General features: G+C 41.9%; 18 protein-coding genes. 4 read left to right on the plus strand and 14 right to left on the minus strand.

The window, feature by feature from the left end:
* Positions 1 to 23: 23 nt before the first annotated feature.
* Positions 24 to 2,177, minus strand: a complete 2,154-nt coding sequence (locus AC570H_RS12870; protein WP_497355415.1) for an alpha-N-acetylglucosaminidase — start codon at positions 2,175 to 2,177, stop codon at positions 24 to 26.
* Between the two features lie 244 nt (positions 2,178 to 2,421).
* Between AC570H_RS12870 and AC570H_RS12875 the strand changes: the two genes are divergently transcribed.
* Positions 2,422 to 2,724 carry an FtsB family cell division protein gene (locus AC570H_RS12875; RefSeq protein ID WP_497355417.1) on the plus strand — a complete coding sequence of 101 codons (303 nt, stop codon included), beginning with the start codon at positions 2,422 to 2,424 and terminating at the stop codon, positions 2,722 to 2,724.
* A gap of 122 nt (positions 2,725 to 2,846) precedes the next feature.
* Positions 2,847 to 3,347 (plus strand): hypothetical protein, encoded by a 501-nt coding sequence (locus tag AC570H_RS12880; protein WP_497355419.1) that lies wholly within the window; start codon positions 2,847 to 2,849, stop codon positions 3,345 to 3,347.
* Here the strand turns inward: AC570H_RS12880 and AC570H_RS12885 are convergent.
* Positions 3,344 to 3,955 carry a trimeric intracellular cation channel family protein gene (locus AC570H_RS12885; RefSeq protein WP_497355421.1) on the minus strand — a complete coding sequence of 204 codons (612 nt, stop codon included), beginning with the start codon at positions 3,953 to 3,955 and terminating at the stop codon, positions 3,344 to 3,346. The two genes, AC570H_RS12880 and AC570H_RS12885, sit on opposite strands and share 4 nt — an antisense overlap.
* The gene (locus AC570H_RS12890; RefSeq protein WP_497355423.1) at positions 3,955 to 6,039 is read right to left on the minus strand and encodes a hypothetical protein; all 2,085 of its coding nucleotides are present in this window, start codon (positions 6,037 to 6,039) and stop codon (positions 3,955 to 3,957) included. Before AC570H_RS12890 ends, AC570H_RS12885 begins: the two co-directional genes overlap by 1 nt.
* 106 nt (positions 6,040 to 6,145) lie before the next feature.
* Between AC570H_RS12890 and AC570H_RS12895 the strand changes: the two genes are divergently transcribed.
* Entirely contained in the window at positions 6,146 to 6,799 is a 654-nt protein-coding gene (locus AC570H_RS12895) for a L,D-transpeptidase family protein (protein WP_497355425.1), read from the plus strand.
* Positions 6,800 to 6,941: 142 nt separating this feature from the next.
* Here the strand turns inward: AC570H_RS12895 and fabG are convergent, their stop codons facing one another.
* From fabG to AC570H_RS12930, 7 genes are all read right to left on the minus strand, one after another.
* A complete protein-coding gene (gene fabG, locus AC570H_RS12900; RefSeq protein ID WP_497355427.1) occupies positions 6,942 to 7,685 on the minus strand; it encodes a 3-oxoacyl-[acyl-carrier-protein] reductase in 744 nt (247 codons plus the stop codon).
* 45 nt (positions 7,686 to 7,730) lie between these two features.
* Positions 7,731 to 8,030, minus strand: a complete 300-nt coding sequence (locus tag AC570H_RS12905) for a GIY-YIG nuclease family protein (protein WP_497355429.1) — start codon at positions 8,028 to 8,030, stop codon at positions 7,731 to 7,733.
* Between the two features lie 180 nt (positions 8,031 to 8,210).
* Entirely contained in the window at positions 8,211 to 9,287 is a 1,077-nt protein-coding gene (locus AC570H_RS12910; RefSeq protein ID WP_497355431.1) for an agmatine deiminase family protein, read from the minus strand.
* A 94-nt stretch (positions 9,288 to 9,381) separates the two neighbouring features.
* Positions 9,382 to 10,257: a carbon-nitrogen hydrolase gene (locus tag AC570H_RS12915; protein WP_497355433.1), complete on the minus strand. Its 876-nt coding sequence runs from the start codon at positions 10,255 to 10,257 to the stop codon at positions 9,382 to 9,384.
* Positions 10,258 to 10,667: 410 nt separating this feature from the next.
* Positions 10,668 to 12,626, minus strand: a complete 1,959-nt coding sequence (locus AC570H_RS12920) for an SPFH domain-containing protein (protein ID WP_497355435.1) — start codon at positions 12,624 to 12,626, stop codon at positions 10,668 to 10,670.
* Between the two features lie 463 nt (positions 12,627 to 13,089).
* Complete coding sequence (locus AC570H_RS12925) at positions 13,090 to 14,469, minus strand: TlpA family protein disulfide reductase (protein WP_497355437.1); 1,380 nt, start codon at positions 14,467 to 14,469, stop codon at positions 13,090 to 13,092.
* A gap of 106 nt (positions 14,470 to 14,575) precedes the next feature.
* On the minus strand, positions 14,576 to 14,791 hold the full coding sequence (locus AC570H_RS12930) for a cysteine-rich CWC family protein (protein ID WP_497355439.1): 216 nt from the start codon (positions 14,789 to 14,791) through the stop codon (positions 14,576 to 14,578).
* A gap of 217 nt (positions 14,792 to 15,008) precedes the next feature.
* On the opposite strand from AC570H_RS12930, the gene AC570H_RS12935 reads away from it, so the two are divergent.
* Positions 15,009 to 15,764 carry an SDR family oxidoreductase gene (locus tag AC570H_RS12935; RefSeq protein ID WP_497355441.1) on the plus strand — a complete coding sequence of 252 codons (756 nt, stop codon included), beginning with the start codon at positions 15,009 to 15,011 and terminating at the stop codon, positions 15,762 to 15,764.
* 101 nt (positions 15,765 to 15,865) lie between these two features.
* Here AC570H_RS12935 and AC570H_RS12940 read toward each other — a convergent pair whose 3' ends face one another.
* The 4 genes from AC570H_RS12940 to AC570H_RS12955 all read right to left on the minus strand — a co-directional run bounded on the left by AC570H_RS12940 (position 15,866) and on the right by AC570H_RS12955 (position 21,224).
* The gene (locus AC570H_RS12940) at positions 15,866 to 18,250 is read right to left on the minus strand and encodes a ribonucleoside-diphosphate reductase subunit alpha (protein WP_497355443.1); all 2,385 of its coding nucleotides are present in this window, start codon (positions 18,248 to 18,250) and stop codon (positions 15,866 to 15,868) included.
* A 125-nt stretch (positions 18,251 to 18,375) separates the two neighbouring features.
* Positions 18,376 to 19,353, minus strand: coding sequence for a ribonucleoside-diphosphate reductase small subunit (locus AC570H_RS12945; protein ID WP_497355445.1), 978 nt, complete (start codon positions 19,351 to 19,353; stop codon positions 18,376 to 18,378).
* A gap of 438 nt (positions 19,354 to 19,791) precedes the next feature.
* Positions 19,792 to 20,175, minus strand: coding sequence for a septal ring lytic transglycosylase RlpA family protein (locus AC570H_RS12950; RefSeq protein ID WP_497355447.1), 384 nt, complete (start codon positions 20,173 to 20,175; stop codon positions 19,792 to 19,794).
* Positions 20,176 to 20,744: 569 nt separating this feature from the next.
* Positions 20,745 to 21,224: a methionine-R-sulfoxide reductase gene (locus tag AC570H_RS12955; RefSeq protein ID WP_497355449.1), complete on the minus strand. Its 480-nt coding sequence runs from the start codon at positions 21,222 to 21,224 to the stop codon at positions 20,745 to 20,747.
* Positions 21,225 to 21,513: the final 289 nt, after the last annotated feature.

The following is a 21,513-nucleotide window of genomic DNA, read 5'->3' on the forward strand; positions in this document are numbered from 1 at the left end:
TATTGGGCGTTTTTTTTGTTTCTTTATTTTAGGATTCTGGCAATCAGTTCATCCAGTTTTTTCTCCGAAAGCTTCTTCGGAGCGTATAGCTCAGCTCTTTCAGACCATTGCTTTTCCATGTTGAAATAATCTGGAGCAACGACCTCCTTCCCTTCCAACAATGCGAGTTGCTCTTCCATAAATTTCTTCCACCGTTCCAAGTACAGAGAACCGAGCAAACCATTCCATTCTTTGTGGGCGTAATCGCGCAAATCTGTTTTGGGATAATCACCTCCCCAATAGGTAATTTGAGCTTTGGCATTCTTCAAGGCATTTTTCCTTTCTGAGACATCGTTACCAGCCATTGCGATAGCCTGATCCAACCATCTTTTTACGGTAAACAATTGATGGTTGCCCAATAAAGAATCCTGTTGCAAAATAAGCTGTAGAAATTGCTGACTCGTTTGTTTGAACCGAGTGGTATTTTTCTGCTGGATGGCATCAGTAAGCTGGTGATAAACTGCTAGCGACCGATTAGATAAAACCTGCCTTACAAAATCCAGCCTGTCAATTTGATACGTTTCAATGCCTTTAAAGTTTGCTTTAGCCTGATTAAAGGAGCGAACAGCTTCTTTAAAAGCCAAAGTATCATAATTGCGAACCACAGTTCCCCAAGAGGACACCGTTTTAATTCCCAAAGCTGGCCTCGCGCACAAAAGAGACTCTGATGGGCCTTCCTGATAAACGGTTGGACTATTGTAGGCCGTTGCCAGCAATTGCTGCCAAGCTTTTGAAACTTTCGCGTCTGTTTTGCCATAACGGTATTGCTGATAAGTGGCCAACCACTTGCCTACCTCTAATTTTTCATTATGCCAGCCCAATTCCAGCATCAGGTCGTAAGCTACCGGATTGTTGTTGATCCCCTCTGGAATAATGCCTATACCTTTTAAAAACCTCCTGTATTCTCCCTTCCTTGCTTTATCAACTTCGGTAGCAAAACGCTCCAAGCGACCATAAATACCATTCTTTTCTCCAAAATTGCTCACATTGCTCCAAATGAAAGGCGTTCCCTGATAGGCTTTCGTCTTTTCGTAATTGCTTGTATTTTCTCCAAACAACTCTATGATTAAGGCTTTTTGCTGATCTAGTCCTTCTAACAGCTTGGTTGAGGGATTGCCTCCCCAGCCCTGCAACACCCAAGTGCTTTGAGGGAAGCTGGCTTGCATATCTTGTTGAATTTTTCTTGCGGCATCGCTCACATCCAATCCGGCACTCGAGCCACCTTCATGAAAAGGATCGCCACCGAAAAAATGTAAATCCTTTCCGTAAAGCTTTTTCATTTCATCATAATAGATCGTTGCCAGTTTATCGAACCAAGGATCGCTAGGTTTTAGAAAATCTGGACGTACAAATCCGCCCACCCATTTATTTTGGGGAACAACGTCAACTTTGAGTTTCTCTTTCAGTGTTGTAGGCACCATTCCGTAAAAGCCATGCATTACAGGTTCTATGCCTAGCTCGGCCATACGTTTTAAAATATGCTGTTGCAACTTAGCCTGCTTATCGATGTGTTGCTGTGAAACTGGCCCGCCCCAACCTTCGAGGTTGCCCATGAGCCACCAGGCCGAGAAAGCAGGGCCAGGTATAAATTGCAGTGCTTCTGCCTGTGTATAGCCGATTTTCTGCAATGTATTTTGCCAAACGGCTTCCATGCCTACTGGGGCAAGCATTAAATTGACGCCGTTTAGCGCCATCCAGTCGAGTTCTTTCTCCCAATCGGCCCAAGTATAAAAACTCATCGAATAGCTGATGGTACAATAGTTTAAGGCATAACGGAACTGATAGGGAGAAACAATGCTTACCTCTCCCTTAATAGCCGGCGGTTCTTTGAGGGGCGATAGGTTGTCGCCCATATGGCTTAGGCTTCTATGGCAATAATATTTAAGGTACCAGCCCAATCCCTGTGAGGCTGCACTAACGCTCGAGGCAGCAATTATAACCTTTTTGCCATTGCTCCTTAATTTAAAAACTTCGTTTCCGTCATTAGATTTGATGCTCGAAAACTGGAGATGGGCAGCCAGCCAAGGAACCCTCCTTTGGGCAATGGCCTTAACCGAATTGAAATCTTGTGCAGAACTGGTTGCAACACCAAAGCACAAAGCAGTGGCTATTAAAATAGATTTGATAGACAGTTTCATAAATAGAGGATGTGATAAATGTACTGCAAGCTACGAAATTCTCGTCATTGTTGTAAAGTCGGAATGTTTTAGGGTGATTGTACGAATTGCTATATCGCTAAACTGGTAACTGAGAACTGTTAACTGAAAACTGATAACTGCCAACCGGTAACTGTTAACAAGTGGATAAATGCATTTGTAAAACCGTTAATGTTTTTAAATCTTCGGATGTTTTTTTAATCCTATATTTACAAAGGATTTTGATATGAAGAAATTAATAGAGCTTTTGCGCAATAAATATTTTCTGTCCATTGTTGCTTTTGCAGCTTGGATGTTGTTCTTTGATAAGAATGATATCTTGGCGCAATACGAATACCGCACAGAAGTAAACAAGTTGCAGCAGGAAAAAGATTTCTATGTCAAAGAAACCGCCACGGTTAAAAAAGACCTGAAAGAGCTCGACAGCAACCTGAGCACCGCCGAAAAATTTGCCCGCGAAAAATACTTCATGAAAAAAGACAATGAAGATGTTTTTGTGATTGTGCGAAGCAACGAGAAGAAAGATTAGGCCCAAAAATCAGCAATCATTAGTCTGGCGCCCGAGGTTGCGCAGGACAACAAAAGATTTAATATTTTCAATCTAATGCCTTATCTTCGCTATAAAGGGAATATTTGCGATCCTGCTAAAGTATGATGAAGAAAGTAAGCCTATTTTTGTTTTTACTGCTGGCCTGCATGAGCTACTCCTATGCGCAAGACCTGCCCAACCTCAAGCACATTAAGCTTAACAAAAAGGCACATTTCAAAAATACAGAACCTGTAGCCCTTAAGGTGATCGACTACCTGTTTCAAACGCCTATCGATAAAAAGAACAAATCGAGGATTGAGGCTGGCCGTTTTTTGATCGATTGGATGAACGGTACGCCAGATTATACTTTTTACCTCGAAGAAAAGGAAACTGATTTCTTTAATACCGATTCTGACCTCACCTTGATGTACATGGCCAGCATGACCAAATTTATGCTCGAAAACAAAGAAGCAAAAGACCAAAAAACAATTGTATTGGGCAGCATGAAAATTTTGCTCCCCTATCTCAACCAACAGGCTAATAAAAAAAGTTGGCCCGCAGCCTTATGGCAACTGAATGAGGCTAACCAAAAAGGCGCATTGGAACAATACCTATATCCCTAATAGCCGAACTTAGGCAAGGTCAGTTTATAGCGCACTACAACGATCCTTAGGGCGAAAATAAAAGCAATTACAATGATTTTCGCTACATCTGCCTTGAGGTTAAAATAAAGCAGGGCGAAGTAAAGCACGCCACCCAAAATACAGGCTGTGGCATAAATCTCTTTTCTAAAGATAAGCGGAATGGTATTGAGCAAGGTATCTCTGATAATACCGCCAAAACAACCCGTAATGGTGCCCAAGGCCACACAAATACCCGGACTTAATCCAAACACTATTCCTTTTTGCACCCCTACCATGGTAAAAAGGCCCAAACCCAAAGAATCGAACAGAAACAACGTTACCTTGAACTTTTTGATGTGTGTTTTGAAGAAAATGGTCGCCATAGAAGTGACCAAAATGAGCAGACAGTAGTTTACGTTTCGCATCCAGGCTACTGGAGTATCGCCTAAGAGCAAATCGCGAACGGTACCACCACCAATTGAGGTGACGAAAGCAATAATAAGCACCCCAAAGGGATCAAGTCGCTTTTGCATGGCTGCAAAAGTACCCGAAATGGCAAAAGAAACCGTCCCTAAGGTTTCAATGATATAGGTGCTGCTCAATTCCATTAGACTTCGCCGTTACGTTTCCTTAAAAACCATTCTGTAGTGAGTACTAATATAATCAAAACGAAGATCCATTTCAGGCTAATCAGCTCTTCATATTTGCGGTCTTCATAGCTGATGGTTTTCACTTGTCCGCTTTTCTCTAGTTCATCGGCTATCTGCAACAAATTTGCCGGCTGGTACAGCTTGCCGTTGCTCTGCTGTGCCATGGTGTACAATAGCTGATGGTTGGCTGTGGTTTGCTGGTATTCGGCAATCAGCGCATTGACATAGAAAGCGCCAGAAGCTGTATATTTCTTATCGCCCAAGGCCGTAGAAGCCACGTAGGTATAATTGCCCTGTGGCAAAGTACCTGCATTAAGATTATAGCCAGCACCAAACTTAGAAAAGGTATAGTTGAACACTTTGCCTTCGGCATTTTTGAGTTGCACTTTTACATCTGGTGTATTTACAGGTTCATAGGCCTCATTGTACAATGTCGCATTCAAGAGCACATTTTCGTTTTCTTCGAAAGTACTTTTGCTGGTATATACCTTAAATTTGCGTTTATCATCTTTTACAGATAGGTATTGGATGGTTTTGGCGACCAATTCATTTACCAAAGGCAGACTCTGCTCATTTTTGGCTTCTTCCAGTTTCCACTTCCAAATGCCTTCTCCCAATAAAAATCCGGTTTTTTTACCATTATCATCCACAAAAAACAAAAGCGGATTTTGGGTATTTACCCTTCCAATTCGCTGGTTTAAAACGGCGGTATAATTGCCATTGATGGCCATATTGGCAAAAGGCCCCTGCAAGGGATCGTAATCGTTAAGTTGCTTCAAAGCCGTCGCATCGAGGTTGAAAGCAGTAAAATTGGGATCCGAATAAGGGAAGATTTCCTGCAGAGAACCTGTTGCCCTATTTAGATTGAGGATCTTCTGCGCTTGGCTCAATGCCGTCAGGTTGCTTTGTGCACCCACGATATACCAAATTGGCAAACGAGCCTCTTGAAGCTTAGCAATCAAACCAGCTGCCGTATTGCCATTGGCGGGCAATTGATAAAGAATGGCCAAGTTATATTTCTGGATATCAATGCCATTCAGATCGTCGGCCAAAACCGTGGTTACTTCATAATGTTTGTTCTGCTCTATAGCCTGTTTCAATACCGCCATATCCGGATGTGGCGAAGCGCTGGCCAACAATACCTTTTGGCGGGCATCAATTACCTCTACAAAAATGGTTTGGCTATTGTTTTTCGAGGTAGCTTCGTTCTTTACTGCCGAAACATTAAGGGTATAACGCTGAATGCCTATTTTATTGGCTTTGAGCTTTACCTGAACATTTTTCACAAAACTGTTCGCATCGATGTCAACATTTTGTTCCTTTACCTGCTTGCCGTTTTCAGCTACGGTTAGCCGGGTTTGTTCGCCTTTGCTGGCATAGGCCTGTACTTCTACGTCAAGCGTAAATTCGTTATCTAAATAAACCAGGTTATTGTAATTCACATTGGCAATCAGTACATCGCGCTTCGGAATGGTATCGCCCATGGCAATGGTGTATACCGGCGCCTTGATCTTATTCAGTTCGTAAAGCGGATTGCCACCACGATTAAAAATACCATCGCTAGCGATAATAATGGCACCAACGTTGCGGTTCAGCAGTTCGTCGTTCAGCTGATTAACCAATGCCGATGCATTGCTCAGCTTGCCCTGTCCAGAGAAATCAATCCCTGCCTTAACACTATCGCTAAAACTGTAGGTTTTTACTTCGTATTTGCTCGAAAGCTGATCGGCCAGTTTTTTTAAGTCGTTTTGGTATTGTTGTTTATTAAAGCCTGCAGGCTCCACTTGGTCAACCGAAATGGAATTATCGTGTGCCAAAACAATGATTGGCTTTTCGGGTGTATAAGAAATACGCTTAACCAAGGGGGCAAAAAGCAGCCAGGCCAAAATGGTAATGGTCAAAATCCTAAACGCAGCCAGCGCATACCTTAATTTGGCAGTAAGGTTTTTGTTTGCGCCGTAAAGGAGCCAAGCATAAAGGCAACCCAAGACTAGGCAGGCCAAAAAAGTAAAAATAGAGGATACAGTAAAGAAATTGCCCATAGCTTTAAACGTAAAGATGCTAAAATTCTAAAAAAATCAACGTAATTTGTTTGCGAAATAGCGCGAATGCATGAAAACATTGATCAAACTTTTACTCTTACTAGCCATGACAACTACGGCGACGGCCCAAACGGGTTTTAAACAGAGCCAGCTTAAATTTGAACGCGTGAGGCAGGCTTATGACCAAAAGTGGGCTACCTTGCAACAAGACCTCTCCAAAGCAGGTTTTAAAGGCGGCTTTAAATTAAAGATCATGGCTTATAAGGCCGAAGGCAAGTTGGAACTTTGGCTTAAAACAACTTCCCAGAATAGTTATCAGCTTTTTAGGACCTACGACTTCTGCGCACATTCGGGCACGCTCGGTCCGAAGGTTATTGAAGGCGATGGCCAAACACCGGAGGGCTTTTACAAGATCAATGTATTTAACCCTATGAGCAATTTCCACTTATCGCTTGGCGTTGACTACCCTAATGCAACAGATTTGGCAAGAACGGGTAAAGACCGCAAGCCAGGTGGCGATATTTATATCCATGGCAACTGCGTAACCGTAGGCTGTATTCCGCTAACCGATGAAAAGATTAAAGAAGTATACGTTTTGGCTGTAGAGGCACGCAACGGCGGACAAAAAGATATTCCGGTAAGTATATTGCCTTTTAAGATGACCAAGGCAAACCTCGATCGCTATTTGAAGGCCTATCCAACACAGAAGGTTTTTTGGGAAGGATTGTACAATACTTACACCAAACAAAACAAAGGCTAGGTTATTCTTCGAGTTGGTCGGGATGTGCCTGATCACTATGAATTTGTAATCTATTTCGGCGAATACACAACACAAGGTTTATAAGCAAACGGGCTCGATTCTTCAGAGAATCGAGCCCGTTCTATATTGTAAATATCTAGACTTAAAGCATACCGCCACAAACAGATAAGGTCTGTCCGGTTACATAAGCGCTCATATCCGAAGCCAAGAATACACAAACGTTGGCAATGTCTTCGGTTTCGCCGGCACGTTTAAGCGGGATTCCTGCTTCCCAACCTTCAACTACCTTCGGATCTAATACGTCTGTCATTTCGGTACGAATAAAGCCCGGTGCAACCACGTTGGCGCGAATGTTACGAGAACCTAACTCTTTGGCAATAGACTTGGTAAAACCGATGATACCTGCCTTAGAAGCCGCGTAGTTGGCCTGACCTGCGTTACCGGTTACACCTACCACCGAGCTCATATTGATAAATACGCCTTTACGGGCTTTCATCATTACTTTAGAAGCGGCTTTAGTTACGTTAAAGATCGATTTCAGGTTTACGTTCATTACATCATCCCAATTCTCTTCGCTCATGCGCATTAACAAACCATCTTTGGTAATTCCGGCATTGTTTACTACAATATCAATCGTACCAAATTCGGCTACAATATCATTGATCAGTTTTTCGGCCTCATCAAATTTTGAAGCATCCGAGCGAAAGCCTTTTACTTTCGTACCAAAACTTTGCAGTTCTTTTTCCAAAGCTTCGCCTTTTTCTACAGATGACAAGTAGGTAAAGGCAACATTGGCGCCTTGCTCTGCAAATTTTTCAGCTATCTTACGGCCTATTCCTTTTGATGCGCCTGTAACCAGGGCTGTTTTTCCTTCTAATAATTTCATTCTTTAAATTTTATGTCAGTCTGAGCTTGTCGAAGACCAAAGTTATTATTTCTTTTTAAGGTTTGATAATCTTTTAATTTCTTCCCAGTCTTCTTTAAATAAGGCTTCCTTTTTCTTTCGGCTCCAACCCTTAACCTGTTTCTCAAATTCTATTGCATGTTCAATTTGATCAAAGCGTCTATAGTATTTTAGAATTACTGGTCTTCGATTATGAGTATATGATTTTTCACTATAACCTTCATTATGTTGCTGTAGCCTAACTTCTAAATCATTTGTTACGCCCGTATAGTAGCTTTTATCTGAGCATTCTAATATGTAAACAAAATAATTATGAATAATTGCCATCAAACTAAAGATAAGGATTGCCGCTATAAAAACGAGCTTTCTAGGTTATCCTTCGACAGGCTCAGGATGACAAACCTCAATAGGAACTTGATAACAAAATCGGTATTAAATCCTATAAAGAGTTCAAGCCGAAACTGTTAACCGGCAACTGAAAACTGAAAACCGACAACTGGCAACTAATTAAACAGCTGGCTCCTGTTGGCTCAAGCAGTGGAAACTGCCCAATCCCCAAATAATATCAGTAGAATCAATGCCGATTACTTCTCTGTCTGGAAATGCCTTTTGAATGATCTCTAGCGCCAGCTTATCGTTCACGTCTCTAAAAGTAGGTACAATGACTGCTGCATTGGCGATGTAAAAATTGGCATAAGAGGCAGGCAGGCGCGTATCTTCATAAATCACCGGCGATGGCATCGGCAACTTGATAATGTTCAATGGCCTCCCGTCTAACAATTTCATGCCTTTTAATGCTTGTAGGTTTTCGTGTAGCAATAGGTAGTTTTCATCCAATGGATTGCTCTCTACAACGGTCAGCACGGTATCCTCGTTCACAAAGCGTGTAATATCGTCAATATGTCCATCGGTATCGTCGCCTACAATGCCATCTCCTACCCAAAGCACCTGCTCGGCACCGTAAAACTCTTTAAGGTATTCTTCGATCTGCTCCTTGCTCAGGTGTGGATTTCTATTTTCGTTCAACAAACAGGCAGTGCTGGTTAAAATCGTTCCCGCACCGTTAAACTCTACCGAGCCACCTTCCATTACAATGTCTGGCGTAAATAAAGGCAGGTTAAAATGCTTGGCAATTTTGGTTGGGATTACATCATCCAAATCATAAGGAGGATATTTACCACCCCAAGCATTGTAGCCCCAATCAACCACCGCTTTTTCGTTACCTTTTACTACAAATGCCGGACCATGATCGCGACACCAGGCATCATTGCTTTCGTTAAAATAGAACTCTATCTGGCTTAAATCGGCTTCCGCTTTTTGCAATTCGGCAATGGCAAAAGCTTTCATTTCCTCATCCCTTACGTTGATGCGCACTTTTTCACCTTTGGCAACCGCCTTAATAAATTGGCAATACGGCGCATAAATAGTTTCGATCTTGCCTGGCCATGAAGCCTCCTTATGTGGCCAGCTCAGCCAGGTAGCCTCATGCTTGGCCCATTCGGCAGGGAAAGCATAACCTTGTTTTTTTGGCGTATGGTTAAAGTCAGAGGTCGGAAGTTCGAAAGTCGAAGAGTCAGAAGACATATTTAAATTTTATATAAATTGTTGTCACGTTGAGCTTGTCGAAACGCAATTATTCTTCTCCAAGCTCAGGATGAAAGCAAGAACGGACTAACCCTTAGTCCCCATCAATGTATCTTTTGGTAATCGGCTGGTACGAATCAATTCTTCTGTCTCTTAAAAAAGGCCAGTGCTTACGGAAGAAATCGGTTTCTTGCATATCCAATTCTACCACTTCTGTCTCTTCCTCATCGTGCGATCCCAGGTACAGAATTCTGCCCTGCGCATTGGTAGCGAAACTGCCGCCCCAAAACTTCATGGCGCCATCTTGTTCCAAACCTACGCGATTAACGCTCACTACAGGTACGCCATTGGCCACTGCATGCGAACGCTGAATGGTTTGCCAAGCATTGTACTGGTCTTTGTTGGTTTCTTCGTCTTGGTCTGTTGCCCAGCCAATTGCGGTTGGATAAAACAAGATATCGGCACCCATTAACGCAGTAATACGCGAAGCTTCCGGATACCATTGGTCCCAACAGATCAAAACACCAATTTTGGCATATTTCGTCTGAAAAACCTTGTAGCCTAAATCACCTGGCGTAAAATAGAATTTCTCGTAATAAGCTGGATCGTCAGGGATATGCATTTTGCGATATTTACCCAAATAAGTACCGTCGGCATCTAAAATAGCCGTTGTATTATGGTACAAGCCCTGTGCACGTTTTTCAAACAATGAAGCGATCACCACCACATTCAATTCTTTAGCAATCACCGCTAAAGCATCTGTAGAAGGACCTGGAATGGCTTCTGCCAAGTCAAAATTGTCATAGTCTTCTACATCGCAAAAATAAAGCGAGGTAAAAAGCTCTTGCAAGCAAACAATTTGGGCGCCTTTTGCAGCTGCTTCCCTAATTTTAACAATTGCCTTGTCCAGGTTTTCCTGTTTATCTTTGGTACAGCTCATCTGCACCAAGCCAACTTTTACTTTGCTCATCTTTTTTAATTAAAGAATGAGAGAATGAAGAAATGAGAGAATGAAGAAACGAGCAATAAACACTACCCATCCAATCATTCAAAATTCAATCATTCAATCATTTAATCTGACCATTCGAAATTACGGGGCAAAGGTACAAAAAAGCTGGGAGGCTAGAAAGGAGAAGACTTACGAAGTTTGTTAAATTTCATCAGTCTGTAAGCTAAAAAATTCCTTGGTATAATTAGAAAAGCAAGAGCAGTGCCCAGCACAAAGCAAGTCCGGCTTTACTCTGTATCTTTTTCGCATTGCTCAAAAGGATGCCGTTGCAATCCGGTTTAGAAAGAAAAGTCGGTGAATAGACATGCGTAAGCTAAATAAAAAGACACGCGAGGTTTTTAGAACCTCGCATGTCTGTAATCAAAGAAGGCTTACAACTCTTTTTTGGGTTTTTGTTTGATCTCTACAACTTCTGTTGTTGCAAGGGCCAACCCTTTCCCCTTTTCTGGATCCATCATTTCCATCAGTTTCAATCCTAAAAGTCCATCCATTGCCGAACCGCCTGTATTTGCGCCACCACCAATCAATACATCAGGAATTAACTTGATGTGCCCTTTTGAGAGTTCTTCGGTAATTTTATAACGAGTAAAGTTTTCTCCTCCCAAGGCTTTTACAGCCAGTTCATAGGCTTCGGCGGTTGACTTACCTACAGCCAATATTTTTCCCGCCTCGGCACTACCTGTTAAAGAGATTTTTTCGGCCTCTGCCGATGCCCTTAATTTGATGGCCTCAGAATCTGCCTGTGCCCTGGCTTTGGTCGCTTCGGCCTCTGCATGCGCACGCATTTTGGTAGCCTCGGCTTCTGCACCAACGGCCAGCTTTACGCCTGCAGCATCACCTTCAGATTTTTTAACCGTTGCACTTGCGGTACGCTCGGCAATTTCTACGCTTTGTTGCGCTTTTACAATGTCTTTTTGCATATCGGCAATAGCGGTTTCCTTTTCCATCCCTTGGCGGGTTTCCTGCGCCTGCTTTTGGGTGTCGTAGGTAACCTTTTGCTCTTCGGCTATCTTACGGTCGGTTAAGGTTTTCATCAACGACTCTGGAGGCACAATATCGCCAATCAAGGTATCAACTGCATTCACGTTGTATTCATCCAACACTTTACGGATATGGTCTTTTGCAGATTCCTGACGTTCTTTACGGGTGCTCAAGAAGGCAATTACATCGCTATCTTGAGCCGAGTTGCGGAAATAGTTACCAATAGTTGGCTCTAAAACCTGCGAAACCAGGTTCACCATGTTGCCAAAGCGGGCAATTACCTTAGGCGCTTCTGTTGTAGGTACATGAATAATTTGTGCCACATCTAAATTGAATGGGAAACCGTCTTTGGAACGCACGGTAATGGTAGAGAGGTTTTTGTCGAGGTTATGCGCCTCGCTCCTTGCACTTGCCCAATTGAGCACCAAGTTGGTGGTAGGAACCAGTTCTACCTTCATCGTATATTTGTTAATTGGGTATTTGCCCGGACCAAGCGGTTCTAGCCAAACCCCTTTCGAGCCTTTGGCCACAATATTGCCATGCTTAAAATCGGCACCGGTCAAGTCGTTGCCTTCTTGTCCGATATAAGAAATTACCACGCCTACATAGCCAATTGGGATTTCCGTCATCGGAGTTTCTTCCAATTGGATGGCCCAGGGATTAAGGTTATACGAACCTGCCAATATCACCTGTGGTTGCAAACCTCTGTTGCCGCCATTTTTGATGAAGGCATCAAAATCCTGAAAATTATTGTGTCCTTCTGCCCATTTACCCGCGATCTGATTGGCTTCGATAGGCAAACCATCTAAAGTGGTTACAATACCCACCATGCTCTCTTGTATCCGGATCATATCCGTAATAGATACCTGGAACAACAAGGTGTTGATCCGGTAAGAACCCGAAGTGATATAGGTGGCCTGCCTACCTCGCTGACCGCCATTTTCCAAAAACTTTACCGCATCTTGAAAGTTGTCGCTATCAACACGCTGGCCTAGGATGTTCCCTGTCGGGATTTCTGTACCGTCTTTGGCCATGATCAGTCCGATTTTTCCCTGTGGGATCACCGTAAACTGCTCCATGGTTACGCTGTACTGCCAAAACCACATCCCAAAGTAAAGTCCTGGCGCCAAGGTTTTGCCCTGAAAACCTGCTTCGCCCCTTAAGGCAATGATACGCCCATCGGGCAATTCTTTTTGTGAACCAAAGAGCACGAATTTTTTGGTAATCAACCCAATCCTGTCTTCGGGCACAATCACCATCCCGAATAAGAACCTTAAAATATATTTATACATCACAAGGCAAATCAATGCCAATAAAACCCACCAATAACTTAAAATCAGCGTTTCCATAATATTTGTTTTTCTATTTTTTTGATACAGGATAAACCATTTATCTTGCGAAATATAGATGCCAAACATTAGGCTTTGTTACCACTTTTTCGTGTTATTTCAATAAATATTTTTATCGATTTTATGGCCTGAAATAGCCCCTAGGCATGATTTTCGCAAAAGAACCAACTGCAGTTGGCATTTCAACAGATCGCGATTTAAACGAGGCGGAAATGGGCTAAAAATCGATTTGGCTTGGGCCGAATACTGATGGGATTTTAATTCAGCAAGACTTACGAAGTTTGTCAAATTTCGTAAGTCCATAAGCTCAAAAAATCCTTCGTAATTAGAAAAGCAAGAGCAGTGTGTGGTACAAAGCAAGTCCGGCTTTACACTGTATCTTTTTCGCATTGCTCAAAAGGATGCCGCTGCAATCCGGTTTAGCAAAGCAACATTTGTGAAGTTTTAAAAAATCAGCATAAGTCTACTTTCCTTCAGCAAGTTTCGACAGCTGTTCAAAAGCCTCGAGGGGCCTCGTTGCCTTTTTATCTATAATCGTACCGTCTTTCCCTACAATTACATAGTGCGGAATACCTGTAATCTGAAACAGGTCATTGGCTTCTTTAATCAACTGTGGACTGAGCAGGTAGTGTTCTCCCTCAATATCCAATTCCTTGCGCGCAGCCAGCCAGTTTTCTTTTTGATCCTGATAACCAAAGTACAGAAACACTACATCTTTGCCCTTCAGCTTGTTTTTAAGCACTCTTGCATTAGGCATCTCTCCCCTACATGGCGCGCACCAGCTGGCCCAAAAATCGAGGTAGATTACCTTGCCTTTATATTTTTGAAAGATTTCGTTCAAAGAAGCGCTTTGGCTAATGTTTTCTTTAGAACGATTGCTTATTTCCACTTTGGCTAAATAGTCGTTGCGTTCGTCGGCAATGATTTGCAACAGTTCCCTGTCATTTACCGATGCTTTAAATTTTTGAAGCATGGCATTGTACATACTGTCTTTTCCTTTAGTAAAGGGCACCATTTGCCGGGTTAAGAATACTTGTTTGGTTAAGCCGCTTAGGTTGTCTTTCGTACCAAACTCAAAGAAATCAGCAATTTTTAATGGATATTTGGAACCATTGATTTTAAAATGCATATAATAATTGGCCAGGTCGTTGTACTCGTTTGAGTTTTTGGCTGCATAATCATCGTTAAAGCCATTTGTAGTTAACAAGGCAATATATTTAGGATCTTCCCTTAAATTGTTTGAGCTTAAATGTTCTACCAAGGTTCTTTCGTAAGGTTCGTACTTGTATAATGTTTTGAGCCATTTGTAATATTCATCGCCCAACTTATTTTGTCTATGGTAATCTTCCATCACAGCCAATTGGAATTCAGCCCTTTCTTTGCGCATTTTTAATGCCTCTTCAGGATTTAAAGTGCTTACTGTTTGGTAAAACGATGACCCGTATTTTTCGCTCTGTTTTTTATCGAGATAGCCTAAAAAATTAACCTCTGCCGCATTCGGTCCTATAGCCGACACCTTGTTGCTACGCTCTTGGGTTAAATCAATCACAAGGTTGAGATCGTGGCCACTACACAGATTCAGGATGGCAAACTTATCACCCTGTTCAATGAGCCATTCCTGGATGGCCTTTTCGGGCAAGGTAATTTCAAATTCGCCTTTGCTGTTTAGTTTGGCTTTGTAGCGCTGGCCATCTCTGACCCTTGTTATTGCATTAAAACCATTTTTACGGAATACAATAACACTATCCGTGCTGTTTTTAACGATGCCTTTTACTTTAACATCTTGGGCAAAGGCTGTAGCCGAAGCAAGCCACAAGCCAATTAATAAGAGATAATTTTTCATGGTTGAATTGATTGGTTATCTCTAAACTATAAATATAGTTTTCTACTTGCAACTATTTAGGATATTTTAACATTTGGCAAAATACTGGTCAATGAATCTTAAGTTCCTACAAAATACTTTCTCGGTATTCTTGCTGCAGTTCGAAAAGGCATTTGGCACATAAACAGCCGTCGTACAGTTCGCTGATGTGCTGTACCTCGTTGATGGTGAGCTGTACTGCACTGCATTGGCATTTGGTATAGGCATTGGCTTTGCACTCGATAGCCGTTCCGCACCTTTCGCAGGGAATGATTTCGTGTTTGCTATGTGGTGCGTATGACATGGTTGGCGATTAGCGTAAAGCGTTTAATTGTTCGACACAAAAATAAGGACAAAAAACAAGGTTTTGAACTTTCGCCCAAAACCTTACTTTAACATTGCTTTTTACACCGTTTATCTTTTAGCCTGCCAGACGCTTCGCTTCTTAAACTAGTTTAAGTTTTTCAGAAAACGTATTGGCCATCTTTGTATGATCATTAATCATTAAAACAGTACAGACGATGAAAATAGTTATTATCGGTGGCACCGGCCTTATCGGAAGCCAAATCGTAAATCAATTACAAAACAGCGGTCATGAGGTAATTGCCGCCTCGCCTAACAAAGGGGTAAATACGCTTACTGGCGAAGGTTTAAAAGAAGTGCTTCAAGGCGCGCAGGTAGTGGTAGATGTATCCAACTCGCCCTCCTTTGAAGACAATCAAGTAATGAACTTTTTTAAAACCGCCAACGAGAACCTTTTGCCCGCAGCAAAGGCAGCTGGTGTACAGCACCTCATCGCCTTGTCGGTAGTGGGTACCCAAAAACTACAGGCCAGCGGTTATTTCCGTGCAAAACAAGTACAGGAAGATTTGATCAAGGCTTCAGGTATTCCCTATACCATTGTTCATGCTACGCAGTTTTTTGAATTTGCAGGAAGCATTGTTCAGATGAGCATGGCTGATGGAAAAATAGTATTGCCAGCGGCCAACATTCAGCCTATTGCGAGTAAGGATGTGGCCGCTTTTATGGCCAAAACGGCATTAGAAAAACCTGCTGGTCAAATCCTTGAAATTGGCGGCCCTGAAAAATATGACATGGCCGTTTGGATAAAGCAGTACCTGCAGGCCACCCATAAAACCGATGAGGTAATTTCTGACGCCCAAGCTCCGTACTCGGGAGCATTATTAAATGCTGATACACTAGTACCGGAAGCCGCTACCTTTCTAGGCAAAACACACTACACAGAATGGATTGCGATTCCTGAAAATCAGCGATAAGATAAAAAACAAAAGCCCGATACAATTTGTACCGGGCTTATTCTATTTGGAGGGGTTTTTAAATCCTATTAAAAGTCTCGTTCAGGAGCAACTCGCTGCGACTAGCCTGAACAGCTGATGCAACCGTCTTCCATCGAGCAAACTGGTCCGTCGGTAATTTCTTCCGCAACCTGATCTTGCGAAATCACATCTGGAATTACCGCTTCGATTGCTTTTCCGCCTTGGTTCTCTACCGTAAACTTCACTGCTTGCGAAGCGGCTTGTGTACGCAGGTAGTACATACCGGTTTTCAATCCTTTTTTCCAAGCATAGAAGTGCATTGAAGTTAGTTTTGAAGTATTTGGCGCATTGATAAACAAGTTCAACGATTGTGATTGGCAGATATAGGCTCCCCTATCGGCTGCCATATCGATGATGTTACGCATCTTGATCTCCCAAACTGTTTTGTACAGTTCTTTGATGTAATCTGGGATTTCTGCAATGTCTTGGATCGAACCATTGGCCAAGATAATCCTGTCTTTCATGGCTGGTGTCCACAAGCCTAAAGCAACCAAGTCTTTTAACAAGTGTTTGTTCACTACCACAAACTCGCCACTTAATACCCTTCTGGTATAAATGTTAGAAGTATAAGGTTCAAAACATTCGTTGTTGCCCAAAATCTGCGAAGTAGAAGCAGTTGGCATTGGTGCTACCAATAAAGAATTGTATACGCCGGTTTTCACTACGCGCTTGCGCAATTTATCCCAATCCCAGCGATTGCTGCTTGGAGTTACACCCCATAAATCGAATTGGAATTTACCTTTTGACAATGGTGAACCTTTAAAGGATTTGTATGCACCATGTTTCTCGGCCAAATCAGCAGAAGCAGTCATGGCAGCGAAATAAATGGTTTCGAAAATATCTTTGTTCAATTCTTTTGCGGCATCGCTCTCAAAAGGATAACGCATCAAGATAAAAGCATCGGCCAAACCTTGTACACCTAAACCAACCGGACGATGACGCAAGTTCGAGTTTTCTGCCTCTTTAACAGGATAATAGTTATGATCTATAATCTTGTTCAGGTTCAAGGTGGTTTGGTAAGTTACATCATACAATTTCTGATGGTCAAACTCGCCGTTAATTACATATCTAGGCAAAGCCAATGAAGCCAAGTTACAAACGGCTACCTCGTCTTTAGAAGTATATTCGATAATTTCGGTACACAAGTTAGAGCTTTTGATCGTTCCCAAGTTTTGTTGGTTCGATTTGCTGTTGGCGGCATCTTTATACAATAGATAAGGCGTACCAGTTTCAATCTGCGAATCTAAAATAGCGAACCACAATTCTTGTGCTTTTACTACTTTACGTGCTCTTCCTTCCGACTCGTATTTGGTGTACAATTTGTTGAACTCTTCGCTGTGGCAATCGGCCAGGCCTGGTGCCTCATCAGGAGAGAACAAGCTCCAATCGCCATTCTCTTCTACGCGTTGCATAAACAAATCGCAGATCCAAAGGGCATAGAACAAATCGCGGGCACGCATTTCTTCTTTACCGTGGTTTTTGCGTAAATCCAAGAATTCGAAAACATCGGCATGCCAAGGCTCTAAATAAATAGCAAAGGCACCTTTGCGTTTGCCACCGCCTTGATCTACATAGCGAGCCGTATCGTTAAATACCCTTAGCATTGGTACGATACCGTTGCTGGTACCATTTGTACCGCCAATGTAAGCGCCAGTTGCACGGATATTGTGGATGCTCAAACCAATACCACCTGCACTTTGAGAGATTTTAGCGGTTTGTTTCAAGGTATCGTAAATTCCTTCGATGCTATCGTCTTGCATGGTTAGCAAAAAGCACGATGACATTTGAGGCTTTGGTGTAGCAGCATTGAACAAGGTTGGCGTAGCATGTGTAAACCAACGCTCGCTCATCAAGTTATAGGTTTTGATCGCGCTCTCGATATCTTCTTTGTGGATACCAACGGCTACACGCATAAACAGGTGTTGCGGGCGTTCAACAATCTGACCGTTTACCTTTAGAAGATAGGATTTTTCTAAAGTTTTAAAGCCAAAATAGTCAAAACCAAAATCTCTATCGTAGATAATGGTACTATCTAAGATATCAGCGTTTTTAGAAATCACTTCCCAAACATCATCAGCAATTAGTGAAGCTGATTTATCTGTTTTAGGGTCGATATAGTTGTACAACAGCTCCATCGTTTTAGAAAACGACTTGATGGTGTTTTTATGCAAGTTAGATACCGCAATACGCGATGCCAACAAAGCATAGTCAGGATGCTTTGTAGTTAAAGATGCTGCCGTTTCTGCCGCCAAATTATCTAATTCTGATGTAGTTACACCATCATAAAGCCCTTCGATTACCTTCTTGGCAACATCAATCGGGTCTACTAATTCTGCATTAAAACCATAACACAACTTCTCGATGCGAGCAGTTATCTTATCAAACTTTACCGCTTCCTGGCGGCCATCTCTTTTTATTACAAACATCCTATCATTAATTAATGGTGCGTATCTTGCGATAGCGGCACCAGGTTTTAAAATTTATTATTTTTGAGTATCAAGTAGCGAGCATCAAGTATCAAGACCCTGGCTATTTGTTTTTCAACTCTTTACTAAAAATCGTCATCCAACGAAAATGCCGAAGCTTTGTTATCCGATGAGGTCAATACACCGCTTTTTTGGTAATCGCCTACTCTTTTTTCGAAGAAGTTGGTCTTGCCTTGCAGCGAAATCATCTCCATAAAATCGAATGGATTGGTTGAGTTATAGATTTTCTTGTAACCCAATTCCGAGATCCATCTATCGGCCACGAACTCAATATACTGGCTCATCAATTTGGCATTCATTCCGATCAATGCAACCGGCAAGGCATCGGTAATGAATTCTTTTTCGATCTCTACTGCATCTTTGATGATATCGTGCACCTGCTTTTCAGAAAGCTTGTTGCTCAACATGCTGTACAATAAACAGGCAAACTCGCAGTGGGAACCTTCGTCTCTCGAAATCAATTCATTGCTGAACGTCAGTCCAGGCATTAAGCCACGTTTCTTTAACCAGAAGATAGAGCAAAAGCTTCCGCTGAAGAAAATACCTTCAACCGCAGCAAAAGCCACCAAACGCTCGGCAAAGTTTCCGTTATCTATCCAGCGCAATGCCCACTCTGCTTTTCTTTTAACGGCAGGAACGGTATCTATGGCATGGAACAAACGGTCTTTTTCTTCTGGATCTTTAATATAAGTATCAATCAACAGCGCGTAGGTTTCTGCATGGATGTTTTCCATCATGATCTGGAAACCATAAAAACAACGTGCTTCTGGAATTTGCACTTCGCTCATAAAGTTTACAGCCAGGTTTTCGTTCACAATGCCATCACTTGCCGAGAAGAAAGCTAGAATATGAGAAATGAAGTGACGCTCGCCGCTGTTTAAATTATCCCAATGTTTTTGGTCATCAGACAAGTCGATTTCTTCAGCCGTCCAAAAACTAGCTTCGGTCTTCTTGTACATTTCCCAAATTGCCGGGTATTTAATTGGGAGCAGCACAAAGCGATCTTTGTTTTCCCTTAATAGTAATTCTTGTTCCTTCTCCATTAGCTCAATTTTTAACGTTAGCAATCAATTGCAGACCAGCATTTTTAGAATTACATTATTAAACGCTTCTTCTATTTTGTGGCCCTCCTTATCCAGAAGCCTTATCAAATACCCACCGCCGACAAATCGCATCCAGCTGGAAAATTTTAAAAAACACTTGATTTTGGCGCTTTTTAACCAACTAAATATGAAGTACTTAAATAATATTCGGAGTGGATTCTTTTTAAAGAACTTTGTTTAACAAATATAAATGTTGACCCCTTTTTTAGGCCACAAAGTTGTTAACATCTTGTTGGGAGACAGGCAAATTTCCATCAGTTTTTTGTCAGAAACGACATAGAAAAAAGCTAATTATTTCTTTTTAAGGACTTAGTAAATTAAAACGAGTGTTAATAATTTTAAAAACCATGCCGTAACACTCCTTTTTGGAGTAGCTGGCTAAGGCATTACATATGCAATTTCCACACGGGCATAACCCAGTTTGTAAATGCCTAAGGCTTTGGCTGCTCCCTGCGAAATATCCAAAGAAAACTTCTTGCTAAAGGGGCCACGGTCATTCACTTTTACCTCAATGGTTTTGCCGCTAACCAGGTTTCTTACTTTAACAATGGTGCCGAAGGGCAGGGTACGATGGGCAGCAGTAAATTTCTTGCCGCGGTACCTTTCTCCACTGGTGGTTTTGCGTCCTTCGAATTTTTTGGCGTAATAAGTAGCCAATATAATCTGCTTGGTCGTATCGGTCGCTTTGGCAGGTACTTCTTGTGCTTTTAAGGCAAAAGAGGCAAAGCAGAGGAGCGCTAACAGCTGTAAATGATATTTCATCTATTGTTTTTGGTTTGTGGCCAACCTCAATCGGCCATGATCAAAATACATTCCTTTACGCTACAAAAAACGATAATGTGTATTACCTTTTTGTTAAGCGGACGGCAAATATACAAAATACGTTTAGCTTACGCATATTTAGGTCGTTTCACGCACTTTTTTCATCCGCCAGCGGGAGATCATCCATATAAGATTTTAACTTAAACAACAAATGCCCAGCTTTCCATTCTTTGTTGACATCCTACACAAAGAAACCTTTTTACCACCCTACATTCCTTCTTGCCCTCATGCCGGGCATTGGCACTCCATTTTGTGCGACCAAAATGGAGGAAAAGTCGCCGACTGCGCCCTTTGCTTTAAAGTCTGTACTAAGGGCAAACTAGTGCTGTCGCAAAGGCCAAGGTCGGTTCTAAGCATACCAACAGCTTCTGCTAAGGCTTGATATAACGCATAGACTAGCATGCCCATAATAGTTTACCCTTAAACACCAAATGCCCGGCTTTTAGCCAGGCATTTGAATTATACTCGAGAAAGATGCTGGATCGCGTCCAGCATGACGATTCTTCTATTTATTTTTTATCAGGCACAAAATTCATTGAAATAGAATTTACGCAGTGACGGGTGTTTTTTGCAGTTAAGCCCTCGCCAACAAAAACGTGGCCCAAGTGGGCACCACAGTTTGCACAAATGATTTCTGTACGTTGTCCATCGGCATCTTCCACACGTTTAACGGCACCTTTAATTTCATCGTCAAAAGCCGGCCATCCACAATGTGCATCAAACTTCGAATCAGATCTGTACAAAGCGGCATTGCAGCGTTTGCAGGTATAGGTTCCTTTCTCGAAAAACTTGTCGTATTTGCCTGTACCAGGATATTCAGTTCCTTTACGTACGATTACATCTTCCTCTTCTTTGGTTAATTTGTTGTATTCCATTTTTTTAGTGGTTTTTGAAGGTGCTTTCTTTTCTTGCTGCTGTGCGCAGGCCACCAAACTTGTCATTACCAACAAGCTGAGCACCATAAATGTTTTATTGATCATTGCTCTCATTTTATCTGTTGTTTTCAAAACTATATACGCTTTGTCGCGTTTTTTGGTTTTTACTTACAGCCTTATACAAATATAATTAATCGGCTTTGTTTTATTTGTTGAGAGTCGTTAGGCGAAAGTCATAATTCTATTGGTTCATTGGTGTCATTAGTTCATTAGGATATTAGCTGATTGGGATTGCTACTTAAAACTGCAACTGCACTTATTAGGTTGAAGGTTGTAAAGTTGAAAAGTTGAAAGTTGAAAGTTGAAAGTTGAAAGTTGAAAAGTTCAAGCGTCAAATCATTAC

Source organism: Pedobacter sp. B4419 (assembly GCF_059693725.1).